The 15,592-nt window shown below is 74.3% G+C and carries 18 protein-coding genes; 12 read left to right on the top strand and 6 right to left on the bottom strand.

What is annotated here, in order from left to right; translation table 11 throughout:
• Positions 1-66: 66 nt before the first annotated feature.
• The 6 genes from GA0070611_RS08625 to GA0070611_RS08600 are packed head-to-tail and all read right to left on the bottom strand — an operon-like array spanning position 67 to position 5,055.
• Entirely contained in the window at positions 67-1,113 is a 1,047-nt protein-coding gene (locus GA0070611_RS08625) for a hypothetical protein (protein WP_091660499.1), read from the bottom strand.
• Positions 1,110-1,646, bottom strand: a complete 537-nt coding sequence (dcd, locus tag GA0070611_RS08620) for a dCTP deaminase (RefSeq protein WP_091660493.1) — start codon at positions 1,644-1,646, stop codon at positions 1,110-1,112. Before dcd ends, GA0070611_RS08625 begins: the two co-directional genes overlap by 4 nt.
• Complete coding sequence (locus GA0070611_RS08615; protein WP_091660489.1) at positions 1,643-2,182, bottom strand: dCTP deaminase; 540 nt, start codon at positions 2,180-2,182, stop codon at positions 1,643-1,645. The genes dcd and GA0070611_RS08615 overlap by 4 nt, the downstream gene beginning before the upstream one ends.
• Complete coding sequence (locus GA0070611_RS08610) at positions 2,179-3,117, bottom strand: phosphotransferase family protein (protein WP_091660484.1); 939 nt, start codon at positions 3,115-3,117, stop codon at positions 2,179-2,181. Before GA0070611_RS08610 ends, GA0070611_RS08615 begins: the two co-directional genes overlap by 4 nt.
• A 5-nt stretch (positions 3,118-3,122) precedes the next feature.
• Positions 3,123-4,148, bottom strand: a complete 1,026-nt coding sequence (locus GA0070611_RS31035; protein ID WP_157740266.1) for a cytidine deaminase — start codon at positions 4,146-4,148, stop codon at positions 3,123-3,125.
• A gap of 16 nt (positions 4,149-4,164) precedes the next feature.
• Entirely contained in the window at positions 4,165-5,055 is an 891-nt protein-coding gene (locus GA0070611_RS08600) for a class I SAM-dependent methyltransferase (RefSeq protein ID WP_091660480.1), read from the bottom strand.
• Between the two features lie 292 nt (positions 5,056-5,347).
• On the opposite strand from GA0070611_RS08600, the gene GA0070611_RS08595 reads away from it, so the two are divergent.
• From GA0070611_RS08595 to GA0070611_RS08540, 12 genes are all read left to right on the top strand, one after another.
• On the top strand, positions 5,348-6,238 hold the full coding sequence (locus GA0070611_RS08595) for an ABC transporter ATP-binding protein (RefSeq protein ID WP_091660475.1): 891 nt from the start codon (positions 5,348-5,350) through the stop codon (positions 6,236-6,238).
• Complete coding sequence (locus tag GA0070611_RS08590; RefSeq protein ID WP_091660472.1) at positions 6,228-7,010, top strand: ABC transporter permease; 783 nt, start codon at positions 6,228-6,230, stop codon at positions 7,008-7,010. The genes GA0070611_RS08595 and GA0070611_RS08590 overlap by 11 nt, the downstream gene beginning before the upstream one ends.
• Positions 7,007-7,972 carry a hypothetical protein gene (locus tag GA0070611_RS08585; RefSeq protein ID WP_157740264.1) on the top strand — a complete coding sequence of 322 codons (966 nt, stop codon included), beginning with the start codon at positions 7,007-7,009 and terminating at the stop codon, positions 7,970-7,972. Before GA0070611_RS08590 ends, GA0070611_RS08585 begins: the two co-directional genes overlap by 4 nt.
• Positions 7,965-8,468: a hypothetical protein gene (locus GA0070611_RS08580; protein ID WP_091660464.1), complete on the top strand. Its 504-nt coding sequence runs from the start codon at positions 7,965-7,967 to the stop codon at positions 8,466-8,468. The genes GA0070611_RS08585 and GA0070611_RS08580 overlap by 8 nt, the downstream gene beginning before the upstream one ends.
• A gap of 19 nt (positions 8,469-8,487) precedes the next feature.
• Positions 8,488-8,934 (top strand): type II toxin-antitoxin system RatA family toxin, encoded by a 447-nt coding sequence (locus GA0070611_RS08575; RefSeq protein WP_091660459.1) that lies wholly within the window; start codon positions 8,488-8,490, stop codon positions 8,932-8,934.
• Entirely contained in the window at positions 8,931-10,202 is a 1,272-nt protein-coding gene (locus GA0070611_RS08570; protein WP_197675886.1) for an aspartate aminotransferase family protein, read from the top strand. Before GA0070611_RS08575 ends, GA0070611_RS08570 begins: the two co-directional genes overlap by 4 nt.
• Positions 10,199-11,413 (top strand): acyl-CoA dehydrogenase family protein, encoded by a 1,215-nt coding sequence (locus tag GA0070611_RS08565; protein WP_091660456.1) that lies wholly within the window; start codon positions 10,199-10,201, stop codon positions 11,411-11,413. The genes GA0070611_RS08570 and GA0070611_RS08565 overlap by 4 nt, the downstream gene beginning before the upstream one ends.
• Positions 11,400-11,657 carry an acyl carrier protein gene (locus GA0070611_RS08560; protein WP_157740262.1) on the top strand — a complete coding sequence of 86 codons (258 nt, stop codon included), beginning with the start codon at positions 11,400-11,402 and terminating at the stop codon, positions 11,655-11,657. The genes GA0070611_RS08565 and GA0070611_RS08560 overlap by 14 nt, the downstream gene beginning before the upstream one ends.
• Positions 11,654-12,886, top strand: a complete 1,233-nt coding sequence (locus GA0070611_RS08555) for a beta-ketoacyl-[acyl-carrier-protein] synthase family protein (RefSeq protein ID WP_197675885.1) — start codon at positions 11,654-11,656, stop codon at positions 12,884-12,886. The genes GA0070611_RS08560 and GA0070611_RS08555 overlap by 4 nt, the downstream gene beginning before the upstream one ends.
• A 22-nt stretch (positions 12,887-12,908) precedes the next feature.
• Positions 12,909-13,934 carry an SDR family oxidoreductase gene (locus tag GA0070611_RS08550; RefSeq protein WP_091660448.1) on the top strand — a complete coding sequence of 342 codons (1,026 nt, stop codon included), beginning with the start codon at positions 12,909-12,911 and terminating at the stop codon, positions 13,932-13,934.
• A gap of 61 nt (positions 13,935-13,995) precedes the next feature.
• Positions 13,996-15,201 (top strand): D-arabinono-1,4-lactone oxidase, encoded by a 1,206-nt coding sequence (locus tag GA0070611_RS08545; RefSeq protein WP_091660443.1) that lies wholly within the window; start codon positions 13,996-13,998, stop codon positions 15,199-15,201.
• Positions 15,201-15,575 carry a sensory rhodopsin transducer gene (locus GA0070611_RS08540; RefSeq protein ID WP_231921377.1) on the top strand — a complete coding sequence of 125 codons (375 nt, stop codon included), beginning with the start codon at positions 15,201-15,203 and terminating at the stop codon, positions 15,573-15,575. Before GA0070611_RS08545 ends, GA0070611_RS08540 begins: the two co-directional genes overlap by 1 nt.
• Positions 15,576-15,592 lie beyond the last annotated feature (17 nt).

The raw sequence follows: 15,592 nt of genomic DNA, 5'->3' as shown, positions 1-15,592 counted from the left end.
TTCCTGGCGCGTCCGGGGGAACGGCCGGTCAACCGAAGGCGGGCCGGTCCGCGGGCAGCCGGCCGGTCAGCCGGCCAGCTCGCGGCGCAGCAGGGCGGTGGCGGCGGCCAGATCGTCCAGCCGCTGGGTCAACCGGTAGCAGGGCACCTCGTCGAGCAGCCGCTCCACCAGCTTGCGTCGCCGGGCGTCGTCGGTGTGCGGGAACCACCGGGCCAGGAACGGGTCGTACTTGGTGCCCTCCCGCTCGACGTGCGCCGTCAGCGCCCGGGCCGCGTCGTCGCGCCCCAGCCGGGTCAGCGTCGGACCGTCGGTCGCGTCGGTGAAGGCGGGCAGCACCACGACGTCCACCGGGCACTGCGCCACCAGCGCGCACCCGGCCGCGGCGGCCAGCTCGCCGGCGCGTACCCAGATCGAGCCGGGCAGCAGCGCGCCACCGGCGTCCCGCAGCGCCTCCCCGGTCCGGTGCCGCCCGTCGTAGGCGTTGGTGGGGTGACCGGCACCGGCGAGCAGGCCGGCCAGCCCGGGGTGGCCGGCGGCGAGCGCCAGCAGCGAGTCGGTGCGCACGTTGACGGTGCGCGGCGAGCCGTACCCGATCAGCCGGCCGTCGGTGCCGTCGGCCACGGTGAGGTCGTCGTTGGAGACGAAGTCCGCGCCGCCGTTGACCAGCGCGCTGAGGATGTTCGAGGTCTTGCCGGAGCGCTTGCCGCCGACGAACCCGACGCCGCGGCCGTCGAGCACGACGAGACCGCCGTGCAGCAGCAGGTCGCCCGCGGCGTACGCCTGCCAGCGCAGCAGGTGCCGCACCGAGCGGAGCAGCTGCTGGACGCCCCAGCCGTCCGCCCCGGCGGTGAGCGCGACGGCCCGCCGTGCCTCGTGCACCCAGAGCGTCCGGTCCGGCTCGTACGCCGAGCGGAGCACCTCGGCACGCCAGCCCGGCCCGTCCGGCGCCCCGGCGTCGACCCGCACCGAGGGCAGCTCCGGTGCGGCGCCGTCGTCGGGCACCAGCTCGACGAAGGGGTCGACCAGGCCGGCCAGCTCGGTCAGCAGGGCCGACGGTGCCGTCACCCGTACCCGGCCGGAGCGGGTACGGGCCAGCGCCGTGCGCTCGGTCATGAGGTCAGCGTCTCCCAGTGCCGGTCCCGGAAGATCATCGACTTCTGTGGGCCGGCCGACCCCTGGTACTTGCCGTCGTAGAGGGTGATCTCGCCCTGTGGCTTCCAGAACGTCATCTGGGCGATCCGCATCCCCCGGTAGACCCGCAGGGCGAGGGTGGAGTAGAGCTGGAAGGTGATGGTGCCGATCGAGCCGATGTCGATCAGGTCGGCCGTCACGTGCACGAAGAGCCCGGCCCGCGCGGTGCTCGACTTGGCGTGCACCAGCGGCACGTACTTGGTGCTGCCCACCACCTCCCGCGACGAGCCGAGGCAGAAGCTCATCGGCTCCAGCAGCAACCCGTCCTCGGGGATCTTCTCCTCGACGACCTCCGGTTCCACCCGGGGGTCGATGACCGGGTCGCGGTAGCGCAGCACCCGGTCGTCGAGGGTGAGGTCGATGCTGTTCGGGTTGATGAAGTCCGGGTCGAACGGCGTGACGACGATGTCGTCCGCCTCGATCCGGCTCCTGATCTCGTGACCGGTGAGAATCACCGCAACTCCCGCATCTTCTGGTCCGGAACGCTCGCGTGCAGCTTGGAGGGCATGGGGCGGTCGTGCCGGCCGTACCAGCCCTGGTAGGGCAGGACGGCGCCGGTGGTGGCCCAGAACGACACCTGGCCGATGATCTGTCCGGGGTAGACGTAGATGTCCAGGGCGGGCAGCAGCTCCAACGTCCACCGGTGCACCGCGCCGCGGTGTCCCAGGTCGGCGGAGAGCTGCACGAACAGCCCCAGCCGCCCCACCGAGCTGCGGCCGATCAACGAGGTGACGTAGCGTGTGCTGCCGATCCGCTCCAGGGTGTGCCCGAGGTAGAAGCGCCCCCGGCGCAGCAGGAACCGCCCGTCCACCGGTTCGAGCCGCTCGTGCGCCGCGCCGTCCGGGTCGCCGCTGTCGGAGTGGACCTGCCGGATCTCCGGGCCGAGCCGGTAGTTGTAGCTGTTCGGGTTGACCCGGGCCGGATCGAACGGGTCGATGACGATGTCGCCCCGGGCGACCGCGTCGGTGATGGCGGCGCCGGTGAGGATCATCGCGCGACCGGCTCGTTCAGGTGGGTCTCCACCAGGGTGCGGAAGTCCTCGTCGAGGGTGACCGGCGACCCCCAGTTGCGCCAGCGGTCCTTGTGCTCCGGCTCGCGCACCGCGTAGAACGACATGATCCCGAGCAGCGCCCAGAGCTCGAAGTGCGGCACCAGGGCGGCGTCGTCGGGACAGACCGACTCGGCCGCCTCGGCCAGGAACGGCCGGTACGGCTCGCGGTGCCGCAGGTGCGCGCTGATCGCCCCGACCGCCTGCGCGGGGGTGGACAGCGCCGCGATCGGCACGTTGAGCACCACCACCCGGCCCTGCGGGGTGACCACGAAGTTCTTCAGGTTCGCGTCGATCGCCACGGTGGTGTACGCGGCCGGGTGCCGGGCGAGCGCCGCCGCGAACCCGCCGGAGAGCCAGTCGTCCACCGCCGCGCCGACCCGGGTGCCGTCGTAGAACGGGCGGACCCGGCCCCAGTACCGCCGGGCGTAGTGCTCGACGAACGCCACGTGCCCGTCCAGGGCCGGGGCCTCCCGCTTGTACATCCGGAACCCGTCGTGCAGCCGGGGCAGCTCCCGGCAGGCCAGCGCGAAGTCGCGCAGGGCGGCCACCAGGTCCCCGGTCGGCGGCAGGCCCTCGCCGTCGACCAGCGCCTCGGCCAGGTTGCGGCCCTCGACGTACTCGCCGAAGACGGCGTCGGCGTCGTCGCCGCGCGCGGTCTCGCAGACCCGCAGGATCCGCTGTGTCGGCACCCGCGCGGCGAGGCGCGCGTTCGCCTCGGCCAGCCAGCCGAGCGGGATGTCGGTGTCGGTCACGTGCTTGGCGACCACCACCCCGTCCGCCGACTCCACCCGGTACACCAGGTTGTTGGAGCCGCTCAGCTCGTGGACCGTCGCGCCGGGGTACTGCGCCTCCAGGAACGCCCGGAACGTGCTCATCAGACTCACCTACCGCTTCGGGCCGGCCACTTGGTGCCGACGTACTTGTGCGGCAGCAGCCCGGACAGCGGCACCAGCTCGGGGCGGCCGTCCGCGTCCACCACCACCTGGATCTCCGGACCGTAGTCCAGCAGCAGCTCCCGGCACAGCCCGCACGGCGGCACCAGCTTGACCGTCCGGTTCGGCTCGGACGGCTTCGGGTGCCGCACGGCCAGCACCACCCGCAGGTCGGTGGCTCCAGCCGCGCAGGCCCGCCCCAGGGCGACCGCCTCCGCGCAGATCGAGGCCCGCCCGACCATCGCCTCCAGGTGGATGCCGGTGAAGATCCGGCCGTCCCCGGCCACCACCACCGCGCCGATCTGGTGCCGGTTCTCCACGTACCGGTCTGTGATGACCGCGCGGGCGCGGGCGATCAGCGACTCCAGGTCCGGCGTGACCGCGACGGCCCCGCCGTCGGTCGACGCGAGGTCCTTCGCCAGTACGTCGATCCGGTCGCGCAGGGCGTCCCACGAGGCCGAGTTGTCGACCTCGTGGTGCGCCCGCACCGATTCACCGCCGGCCTCGGTGGGGTGATCGTCGCGACCGGCGATCCGGTCACCCCGACCGGACTTGCGGGCCCGGCGCAGCTCGTCGGGTGCGGTGACCCGGACGATCCGGAAGCCCTGCCCGGCCAGGCCCGGCAGGTCGACCGGCCGGGCGTCGTCGCAGAGCACCGTGTCCGCCCCGCCGAGCACCGCCGCCCGCCACCGCCGGTCGAAGTCGGCGAGCAGGAAGTCCGGCGCGGCCCGCCGGAAGTGCGAGCCGAGGAAGTTGAGCAGGGCGCCGTCCTGCTGCCCGTCGGCCAGCGTCAGGCCGACGCGCTCGTAGAAGGCGCTCTGCACGTCGTAGAGCGGGGCGGCGGTCTTCACCACCGCGACACGCCGGCCCATCGAGGTCAGCGCCTCCCGCAGCAGCCCGGCGCTGGTGGACTTACCCGCGCCGGGCAGCCCGAACAGCGCGACGCGCAGCGGGCCCGGATGGTCGGCGGTCATGCTCTTCTCCCGGGGCTCACTTGCAGACGAACACGGAGTTTTGCTTGCTGAGCTCGAAGTAGCCCTTTTCCGCGATGACCGACTTCACCTTCGCCTCGACCGTCGCGTACAGCTGGTCGAACATGGAATCGGGGAATTCGTCGCCCGCCATCGCCTTCGCCCCGCAGAACCGGTGCCCGTCGACGTAGAACGTCATGTACGGCTCGGGCGTCTCGAAACGCAGCGCGTCCGGGTACGGCTTCTCCTCGACCGAGTCGAAATGCCGGGAGAGAATCTCGGCGGAATTGTCGAGGACCATCTTTCCACGCCGCGTACGGGGGAGCCGGGCGATGAATTCGGCCGGGAAGCCGACCTTCTCCATCGCGTCGAAGTGCATCGCGTACATCTCCGGCATCGAGTGGCGGGCCTCGATCGTGACGATCGCGTGACCGCGGTCGGACACCACCCGGGCGATCTCACCGCACACCAGGTCGGGGTCCTCGATGTAGTGGAAGATGAAGTTCGCCATCACCCGGTCGAAGGTGCCGTCGGGGAACCGGGAGAGGTCCTCCGCCCGGCCCTCCATGAACTCCAGCGGGGCCCAGGACACGGTCACGTTGCGCTTGGCCAGCTCCAGCATGGCCGGCGAGATGTCCATCGCCACGGCGCGCCCGCCGGCGCGCAGCCGGCTCGCCACGTCGCGCAGGATGAAGCCGTTGCCGCAACCCAGGTCCAGCAGGCTCTCCCGGCCGGTGAGGTCGAGGCAGCGCAACATGTGGTCGATCAGCGTCTCCGAGTTGCTGCGGTAGACGTTGTGGGTCATCTGCTGGGTGAACAGCGCGGTGTTGCTGCCGAAGTGCTCCCGGATGTACTCGAGGCCGAAGTTGAACGGCTGCACCGCCGCGGCCTGGGCCGTATCGCTGCTCATGCGTCCCCTCACTACAGATCAGAAAATAATTGCACCGGAGTTGCGGGCAGTGGTCATTGTGACCTCAACCATCGGAGCCTCGGTCGAGGCTCGATAGAGGATCGTTCGAGGCCGCGGGTCTTCATTCCGTGGCAAACCGGAGGCCATTGATTCATCGCTCAACCATGTTATTCTCCGCCGGTGCCGCCATCGACGCGTGGCTCGCACATTCCTTTTCCTCCGCTCCGCCGCCGCGCCCGGGAAACGCCGGGAGAGCGACGACGGCGACCCGGTCCGGACGTGGGTGGTGACAATGGCGGTACTGGAGGTGCGCGGACTGACGGTCGGCTACGGCGACCGCCCGGCGCTGCGCGACGTCTCGCTGACCGTCGAGGCGGGACAGATCGTCGGCCTGCTGGGCCCCAACGGCGCGGGCAAGACCACGCTGATGGGCGCCGTGGTGGGCGCGGTCCGGCCGGCGGCGGGCACGGTCCGGGTCGCCGGCGTCGACGTCGGCACGCACCCGCGCCGGGCCCGGTCCCGGGTCGGCTACGCCGAGCAGGAACTGGCCGTGTTCCCCACGCTCACCGCGCGGGAGAACGTCACCGACTGGGCCGCCATCTGCGGCGTACCCCGGCGGGCGCGCGCCGACGCGGTCGAGGAGACCCTCGCCGCGCTGCTGCTCGACGAGGTCGCCGACCGGCAGGTCCGGACCCTCTCCGGCGGGCAGCGGCGCCGGGTGCACTGCGCGATGGCGACCGTGGCACGACCCCCGCTGCTGCTGCTGGACGAGCCGACCGTCGGCGTGGACCCGGCCACCCGCCGGGCGGTGCTCGACCACGTCCGCGAGCTGGCCGCCACCGGAACGGCGGTCTGCTACTCCACGCACTACCTGCCCGAGGTGGCGGCGCTGGACGCCATGGTCGTCCTGCTCGCCGCCGGCCGGGTGGCCACCCGGGGCCTGGTCGGTGACCTGCTCGCCCGGTACGGCAGCACGATGGTCGACCTGCGGGTCGCCGACGACGAGGGCGGCACCCGGACGGTCTCCACCGCGCTGTCCGGCCCGGAGGCGCTGCCGGCCGTCCTGCACTCCCTCGGCCCCGACCTGGGCCGGCTCACCGGCCTGGAGATCCGCCACGCCAGCCTGGACGAGGTCTTCGACCGGGTGGTCGCCGAGGCGAGGGAGCCCGCCGATGTCCGCTGAACGGTCCGTGGTCGCGGTGCTGATCGGCCACGAGTGGCGACTGCAACGCCGCGACCTGGTGCCCCAGCTGATCCTCACCGTGATGCCGCTGGTGCTGACCGCGTTCCTGCTGCCCACCTACCGCAGCGCGCTGGCCGTCGCGGGCGGCCCCGGCCCGCACTCGGGCGCCGAGCAGGCGGTCCCCGGGCTGGCCGTGATGTTCTCGATGTTCCTGGTCTCGCACGTCGGCATGGTCTTCTTCCGCGACCACGGCTGGAACACCTGGAACCGGCACCGCGCCACCGCCGTGCCGGTCGCGGTGCTGGTGCTGGCCAAGGCGGTGGTGCCGCTCGGCCTGCTCGTCGCCCAGTTCGCCGTCCTGCTGACCGCCGGCCGGCTGCTGTTCGGCCTGCGGGTACGCGGCTCGCTGGTCGCCCTCGCGCTGGTCGTCCTCGGCTTCGCCCTCTGCCTGGTCGCCCTCGGCGTGCTCGGCTTCGCCGCCTGCCGGACGGTGGTCCAGATGACCTCCGCCGCGAACGTGGCGGCGCTGGTGATGGCCGGCCTCGGCGGGGCGCTGGTGCCGCAGACCCTGCTGCCGGCGTGGGCCGCCCCGCTGGCCCCGGCCGTCCCCTCCTACTGGGCGGTCCGCGGCCTGCAGAAGGTCGTCACGGCCGGCGCGGACGTGCCCGGCGTGACCGGGGAACTGGCCGCCCTGCTGGCGTTCGCCGCCGGCTTCGCCCTGCTCGCCCTGCTGCTGCTCAAGCCGGACCAGAGGAAGGTGTCATGGTCGTGACCGACCGCAGCGATGTGGACCGGGCCCTCGACGTCGTCGGGCTCACCCTCGCCGAAGTGCTGGAGCTGGGCGGCACGGTGCTGACCGCCGGCCCGGCCTACCTGGTGGGCTCGCTCGCCGGTGGGCTCGGCAACCGGGGCAGCGACGTCGACATCCACCTGCTGGTGCCGGGCATCGACAAGCCCACCCCGGCGTTCCTCTTCTTCGCCGGGGACACCCCGATCGACATCGAGCACTATCCGGACACCATGCCGGCCGCGCTGGCCGCCGGCGCGCAGGCGTACCCGGTGCGGACCCTGCCGATCGGCGCGGTGAGCCTGGCGCCCGCCCCCGGCCGGCGGACCCGCCGCACCGCCGCCCGGTGGCTCAACGCCCTGCCGCTGCACCCCGACCAGCCGCCGGTCTTCGCCGGTCCGCAGGCCGCGGCGGTACGGGCGGTGCTGGTCCGCGCCGCCCTCGACCAACTGCTCCAGGTCTGGGCGGTGGCCCGGCTGGCCGACCCGGTCGACCCGGACGCGGCGGCGTACCTGTGGTCGCGCGCCGGCCGGGAGCTGCTGGAGCTGCGCTGCCGGGCCGCGGGAGACGTGCTGACCAGTGAGAAGTGGCTGCCCAGCCGGGCCCGCCGGCTCGGCCTGACCGAGCCGGCGGTACGCGCCCACTACACCGTCGCCGGTGCCGGGGACCTCGCCGCGCTGCTCGCCGACACCGGCCTCGACGACTGGGATCCGTGGCGGCTCACCGCGGTCGCCCCCGACCCGCAGCGCCAGCCGGTCAAGCTCGGCCGCGAGGGGTTCGCGCTGACCCGGCACGGCCGGCTGGTGCCCGACCCGGTGTCGGTGCGGGGCAGCGTCGCCGAGGTCGCCGGGAGTCACCCGCCGGAGCGGCTGCTGACCGCGGTACGCACCGGCGAACTGACCCTCGAGGTGGCCGGCGACGCCCTGACGGAGGTGCTCGGTGACTGACGCGCGGACCGACGGCATCGACCTGACCTGGCTGATCACCCACGGCGCCGGGATGGCCTGGCAGTACGCGATGGCGGTGCAGACGGCGCTGACCGACATCGACGCGGCGCTCGCCGCCGACGACCACCCGGCCTGCGTGGAGGCGTGCGCGGTGGCGTTACGGGCCATCGCCTACTGCGATCAGGTCGGCGCCGGGTACCTCGGCCGGCCCACCCACGTCGAGCACCACGTGCACCTCGCCCTCGACCCGTCGCCGGCGGCGCGGGCACTGCGCCGCCTGCCGCCGGCCGGCGGGGCCACCAGGACGGACGCCGAGACGGCGCGTGCCCTGGTACGCGAACAGGACGAGCGGCTGCGGGCGCTGCTGCCGCTGCGCATCCCGGTGCTCCGTACGGCCGCCGGGTTCTTCCCCACCGTGGGCATCGCCGGTGCCCTGGAGCGGCTGCGCACCGCACACGGCCTGGGCCCGGTGGACTGGGACCAGTGGGGCATCTGAGCACGACGATGGAGGACACATGCCGACAGTGACCACGAGCCACACCAGCGCGGAGGACCCGGCCCTGGTCTGGGCCGCGCTGCTGGACAGCGAGTCGTACGCCAGCTACATGGCCGAGGTCCGCGAGATCACGGTCGTCGAGTGGGTCGGCGACCGGCGGGTCAGCCGCTGGTCGGTCCTGCTCAAGGGCTCCGAACTGGAGTGGGAGGAGGAGGAGTTCATCGACCACGACCGGCGGCGCATCGAGTTCCGGCAGATCGACGGGGACCTGGCCTACTTCACCGGCCACTGGCAGGTCAGCGCCGACGACCGGGGCACCGTGGCGGAGCTGCACGTGGAGTTCGACATCGGCATCCCGATGATGAGCGAGATGCTCAACCCGGTGGCCGCCCGGGCGCTGGAGGACAACTCCCGGGCCATCCTCGAACAGCTCGGCCACCGGGCCCGGGCCCAGGCCCGGTCGTGACCGGGACGCGGGACCTGGCCCGGGACACCTTCCGCCGGCTGCGTACCCACATGTCGCCGGCGATGGCGCTGGCCGGCCGGTTCGCCGGGCGCGGCGCCGTCGAGGTGGCCGGCGAGGGCTGCGAGGTGGTCCTCTCCGACGGCCGGCGGGCGCTGGACTTCGGCTCGTACGCGGTCACCCTGCTCGGCCACCGGCACCCCGACGTGGTCGCGGCGGTCACCGCCCAGCTCGCCGCCCTGCCGGTGTCGACCCGGTCGCTGGCCAACCCGGTCGCCGCCGCGGCGGCCGAGGAGCTGGTGGCGTACCTGGGTGGCGGGTTGCCCCGGGTCTACTTCGGCACCAACGGCGCGGACGCCGTGGAGGTCGCGGTGAAGCTGGCCCGGCTGGCCACCGGCCGGCGCACCGTGCTGGCGGTGCGGGGCGCGTTCCACGGCAAGACCATGGGTGCGCTCGCCCTCACCTGGCACCCGCGGTTCCGTGACGGGCTGGAGGGGTTGCTCGGCGGGGCCGCGCACGCCGACCCGGCGGATCCGGACGCGGTCCGCGCGGTCGCGGCCGGCGGCGACCTGGCCGCGGTGATCTTCGAGCCGATCCAGGGGGAGAACGGCGTGCACCCGCTCGACCCCGGCATCCTGGCCCGCTGGACCGCCGACGCGCACGCGGCCGGCGCCCTGGTGATCTCCGACGAGATCCAGGTCGGCCTGCGCCGGGCCGGGCCCCGCTCGGTCGCCCTCGACGCCGGCCTGCCGGTGGACGCGGTGCTGCTCGGCAAGCCGCTCGGCGGCGGGGTGCTGCCGGTCTCCGCCGCGGTCTGCGCCGACCGGCTGTACCACCCGCTGGTCGACGACGCCTTCCGGCACAGCGCCACCTTCGCCGCGCAGCCGCTGGGCATGGCCGCCGTCCCGGCCGCGCTGCACGCCATCGAGGCGAACCGGGAGCAGGGCGAGCGGGTCGCGGGGCGGCTCGCCGCCGGCCTCGACCGGCTCCGCGCCGCGTACCCGGAGGTGGTCACCGAGGTACGCGGCCGGGGGCTGATCCGGGGCGTCGAGTTCGCCACCGCCGAGCACGCCGGCGAGGTGGCCTTCGGCCTCATCGAACGCGGACTGCTGGTCTCGCACTGCCTGAGCCGGCCGCAGACGCTGCGGCTGCTGCCGCCGATCGTGGCCGGGGACGCCGAGATCGACCGGGCGCTCGCCGCGCTCGACGGCGCGGTCGCGGCGGCCCGGGGCGCGGTGGCCGCCGCCCGACCGGCGGAGGTGCCGGCGTGAACGCGGACCTCTTCGCCGGCTGCTGGCCCGACGTCGACGCCGACCTGCCGCCCGCCGCGCTGACCGAGATCGCCGGCCGGGCCGAGGCCGCCGACCGGGCCGGCCGCCCGCCGCTGGCCAGCCTGGACCTGCTGCGCGAGCTGAACTGGCCGGGCCTGCCGGTGCCGGAGAAGTTCCACGGCGGCGGGGCCGGCCTGCTGCGCTGCTGCGCGCTGCAACGGGCGCTCGGCGCCGCCGACCCGGGGCTGGCCGTCGCGGTCAACATGCACCTGTTCTCGGTCGGGCTGATGGTGGAGCACTGGCGTCGGCGCACCGACACCTCCTGGCTGCTGATGGAGGCCATCGCCACCCAGAACCGGCTGCTGGCCTCCGCCTTCGCCGAACCGAACCTGGGCGGCTCCACCTCCCGCTCCACGCTCGTCGTCGACCCCGTCGAGGGCGGCTGGCGCGGCTCCGGGCGCAAGCGTCCCTGCTCGCTGGCGGGCGAGGCGGACCTGGTCTGCCTCCAGGTGCAGACCACCGGCGACCCCTCGGAGGTGCTGGTGGCGCTGCTGCCCACCACCGCGCCCGGGCTGCGGGTGATCGAGGACTGGGACACCCTCGGCATGCGCGGCTCGGCCTCGAACACGCTGCTGCTGGAGGACTGCTTCATCCCCAAGGAGCTGGTCTTCTACCGGGCCCCCGCGGGCCGTGAGGACGACGACGTGTTCGCCGCCGGGGTGATCTGGTTCGCGCTCACCTCCACCGCCTGCTACCTGGGCGCGGCGCAGGCGGCGCTGCGCGAGGCCGGCACGCTGCTGCACCGGCTGCGCATCGCCCACCTGGGCAGCAGCCGCGCCGAGCTGCCCAGCTACCAGGCCACCCTCGGCGACCCGGTGGCCGACCTGCTGGTCCTGGAGGCGGCCGCCGCCGACGTGGCCCGGCGGATGGACGCCGGCGCCGACCCCGAGCAACTGGTCGGCGCCGCGCTCGGCGTCAAGCAGCAGGCCGTCCGGGTCGTCCCGGCGGCCGTCGCCGCGCTCGCCGAGGCGTGCGGCGGCGCGTCGTACAGCCGGGGCCTGGCCCTGGAACGACTGTGGCGCGACGCGCAGGCGATCCGTTTCCACCCCCCGACGCCGGTGGCCACCCGCCAGTTCCTGGCCCGGCGTGCCCTCGGCGTCCCCGCCTCCCTGGACCTGGACGAGAAAGGTGCGAGCAGTGCAGCGAGCTGAGTTGGCCGAGGTGGTGCTGGCGAAGGTCGCCCAGGTGCTCGGGGTGACCGTCGACGAGATCGACGAGAGCACCGACCTGCGCGGCGAGTACGACGTGGACAGCCTCGAACTGATGGAGATCGGCACCCGGCTGGAGAACGCCCTCGGCATCCGGATCGGGGCGGACGCGCTGCTGGAGATGCGCGACATCGGCCACGCCGTCGACCTGCTGCACGAGCGGGCCGCCGACCGGGAGCACGCGTGAGCGGCCGGGTGCGGGTGGTGGTCACCGGGATGGGGCTGAAGACCCCGGCCGGCACCAGCGTCAAGCACTTCGCCGACGTGCTGGCCGAGGGACGCTCGACCGCCGCCCCGGTGCCCGAGCTGGTCGAGGCGGAGCTGCCGGTCACCTTCGCCTGCCTGGTGCCCGACTTCGACGCCGAGCCGTACCTGAGCGTGCGGGAGCTGCGGCAGTACGACCGGGCGGCGTTCCTGGCGGTCGCCGCCGCCACCGACGCGGTGGCCGAGGCGCAGCTGCTGCCGCTGGCCGCCCCGGAGCGGGTCGGCGTGGCGGTGGGCGTCGGCGCGGGTGGGCTCACCCCCGCCGAGCGAGTGGTCCGCGAGTACGGCGACCGCCCGGCCCGGGTGCCCGCGTTCACCGTGCCCCGCACCATGGCCAACGCGGCGGCCGCCCGGATCAGCCTGCGCCTCGGCGCCCGGGGCTCCGCGCTGACCTACGTGACCGCCTGCGCCAGCGGGTCCACCGCCATCGGTGAGGCGATGCGGAAGATCCGCTCCGGTGAGCTGGACGTGGTGGTGGCCGGCGGCACCGAGGCGTCGGTCTCCCCGGTGGTCGTCTCCTCGTTCGCGCGGATGGGGGCGATGTCGCGGCGTAGCGGTGACCCGGCCGCGGCGTCGCGGCCGTTCGACGCCGCCCGCGACGGCTTCGTGATGGGCGAGGGCGCCGCCTTCCTGGTGCTGGAGCGGCACGAGCACGCCCGGGCCCGGGGGGTGCCGATCCTCGGCGAGGTGCTCGGCTACGGCACCAACTCCGACGCGTACCACGTGGTGGCGCCCCGCCCGGACGGCGCGGCGGCGGCCGAGTGCATCCGGCGGGCGCTCGCCGACGCCGGTCTCGCCCCCGCCGACGTGGGTCACGTCAATGCCCACGGCACCTCCACGGTGCAGAACGACCAGGCCGAGACGCTGGCCCTGCTGGCCTGCTTCGGCGACCGGCCGCCGCCGGTCACCGCCAGCAAGGGCGTGATCGGTCACCTGGTCGGCGCGGCCGGCGCGGTGGAGGCGGTCGCCGCGCTGGTCGCCGCCGGCAGCGGGACGGTGCCACCGGTGGCGAACTTCACCGGCGGGGACGAGGTGACCGGGCGGCTCGACGTGGTCGCCGGCCGGCCCCGGCAGATCCCGCCCGGCCCGGCGCTGAGCAACTCGTTCGGCTTCGGCGGGCACAACGTGTCACTGGTCGTCGCGCCGTGCTGAGCGGCGCGGGAGGGGAGCGGACGTGCGTGTCCTGATCACCGGATCCACCGGCGTCGTCGGCCGGGACGTGCTGCGGTCGTTGGCCGGACTCGGCCCGGACCTGGCGCTCACCGCCGTCACCCGCCGCCCCACCGGGCCCGGTGAGGTCGCCTGGACGCTCGGCGCGCAGCCGCCGCCCGAGCAGGTCCACGGCCGGTGGGACGTCATCGTGCACACCGCCGCGTCGACCCGGTGGAGCATGAGCCGCGCGGAGGCGTTGGCGGCCAACGTCGCGCCACTGGAGGCCGTGCTGGGGCTCGCCGACGAGCGGACCCACCTGGTGCACCTGTCCACCGCGTACGCCGACGGCGCCGACCCGGCCGAGCTGCCCGCGCCGTCGGCCTTCGGTCGCTACCGCAACGGCTACGAGTGGTCGAAGGCCGAGTGCGAGCGGCTGGTCCGGGACCGGCACCCGGGGCCGCTGACCGTGGTCCGCCCGCCGCTGATCATCGGCAGCCGCGCCGACGGCGCGATCGGCCGGTTCACCGGCCCGTACACGCTCATGCAGACGCTGGTCTCCGGGCTCGCCGCCGCCGTGGTGGGCGACCCCGACGGGTACGCGGAGCTGGCCCCGGTGGACCAGGTCGCCGAGGTGGTGCGGGCGGCGGTGACCGGCGCGCCGCCGACCGAGGCGCGGACCGAGGTGATCGCGGGCGGGGCGAACTGCCTGCGCCTGTCCGAGCTGCTGGACCTGGTCTGCGGCACGCTGAACGAGTGGCGGGCCGAACGCGGCATCGCGCCGATCACGGCCCCGCCGTTCATCCCCACCCGTCGCTGGCACCGGTTCTTCCTGCCGCTGGCCGAGGAGCACCTGTCGGAGGTGCAGTTGCAGGTGGTGCAGCTGCTCGGCATGTTCGAGAGCTACACCAGCCTCGGCAAGCCGTTCGAGCCGACCCGGCCGGTGCTCGACCCGGGCGACACGCTGGTCCGCTCGGTGCGCTGGTGGGCCGACCACAAGCCCCGGCTGGCCGCCCGGATCCCGGAGCCGTGGCAGCTGGTGGTCGCCTGAACGCCCGGTGACTACCCCGGCCGGCGGCGGGTAAGCGCCGCGACGACGGGGGGAGGGGCGCGTGGCGGGGACGTTCACCAACTGGTCCGGCAGCCTCTCCTTCACCCCGGCCGAGTACGCCGAGCCGGCCGACGAGGAGGAGGTCCGCGCCCTCGTCCGCCGGGCCCGGGAGTCCGGCCTGACGGTCCGGCCGGTCGGCTCCGGGCACTCGTCCAGCCCGCTGGTGCGTACCGACGGGATCCTGGTCAGCCTCGACCGGCACGCCGGGGTGGTCACCGGCGACGGGGACCGGGCCACCGTCCGGGGCGGCACCCGGCTGCGCGCGCTCGGCGAGGGCCTGTACGACGCGGGGCTGGCGATGGACAACCTGGGCGACGTCGACTACCAGTCGATCGCCGGGGCCACCGCGACCGGCACCCACGGCACCGGACTCGGCTTCGGCAACCTCAGCACCCAGCTCACCGGCGTCCGCCTGGTCACCGGGACCGGCGAGACGCTCGACATCGACCCGGAGCACCACCCCGAGCTGCTGCCCGCCGCGCGGCTCTCGCTCGGCGCGCTCGGCATCGTCACCCGGGTCACCCTCGACGTGCAGCCCCGCTACGAGCTGCGCCGCCGCTCCTGGTGCGCGCACGTCGACTGGACCCTCGACCACCTGGCCGAGCTCCAGCACACCAACCGCAACATGGACTTCTACTGGTACCCGCGCAGCGACCGGACCCAGATCCGGGTGCTCAACCGTACCGACGAGGCGGGCGGCGTACCGGCCTGGGACGGGGCGCGGACGCCGGCCGGGCCGGCCCGGGAGAACCGGGTCGGGCCCACCCACCGGACCATCCCCCGGCACCGGGAGCTGCGCTTCGAGGAGATCGAGTACATGCTGCCGTCGGAGGCGTTCCCGGCCTGCTTCGCCGAGGTCCGCCGCCGGATCCGGGACCGCCACCGCCGGGTCGCCGGCTGGCGGGTGCTGGTGCGCACCATCGCGCCCGACGACATCTGGCTGAGCAACGCGTACGGGCGGCCCACCACCACCATCGCCTGCCTGCAGAACACCTCGCTGCCGTACGAGGAGTACTTCCGGGACATGGAAGCGGTCTTCCGGCAGTACGGGGGCCGGCCGCACTGGGGCAAGAAGCACTGGCTCACCGCCCGGGAGCTGCGTCCGCTCTACCCACGCTGGGACGACTTCCGGGCCGTGCGCCGCCGCCTCGACCCGGACGGGGTGTTCCTCACCCCCGACCTGGCCCGGCTGCTGGAGGAGGGGTGATGGCCGGACTCGGCGCCCGCACGTGGGTCGTCCCCGGCGGGCACGTGCCCTTCCCGGCACACGGGCCGGAGCCGGCCTTCACCGGCTTCGACCAGCTCTGCGTGCTCAACACCGGCGACCAGGAGGCCGAGCTGAGCCTTGAGGTCTACTACGAGGACACCGAGCCGGTCGGGCCGTACCGGCTGCTGGTGGGGGCGCGCCGGGTCCGGCACGTACGCATCAACGACCTGATCGACCCGGAGGCGGTCCGGCTGGACCGCCCGTACGGCTGCGTGCTGCGCTCCCCGGTGCCGGTGGTGGTGCAGTTCCTGCGCCAGGACACCCGGCTGCCCGGCGTGGTGGCGCTGACCGGCACCATGGCGTACCCCGGCTGAGGTTCGCCGACCACGCC

This window comes from Micromonospora auratinigra (assembly GCF_900089595.1).
In the GTDB taxonomy this organism is placed as follows: domain Bacteria; phylum Actinomycetota; class Actinomycetes; order Mycobacteriales; family Micromonosporaceae; genus Micromonospora; species Micromonospora auratinigra.
This window is presented reverse-complemented; position numbering and strand designations above follow the sequence as displayed.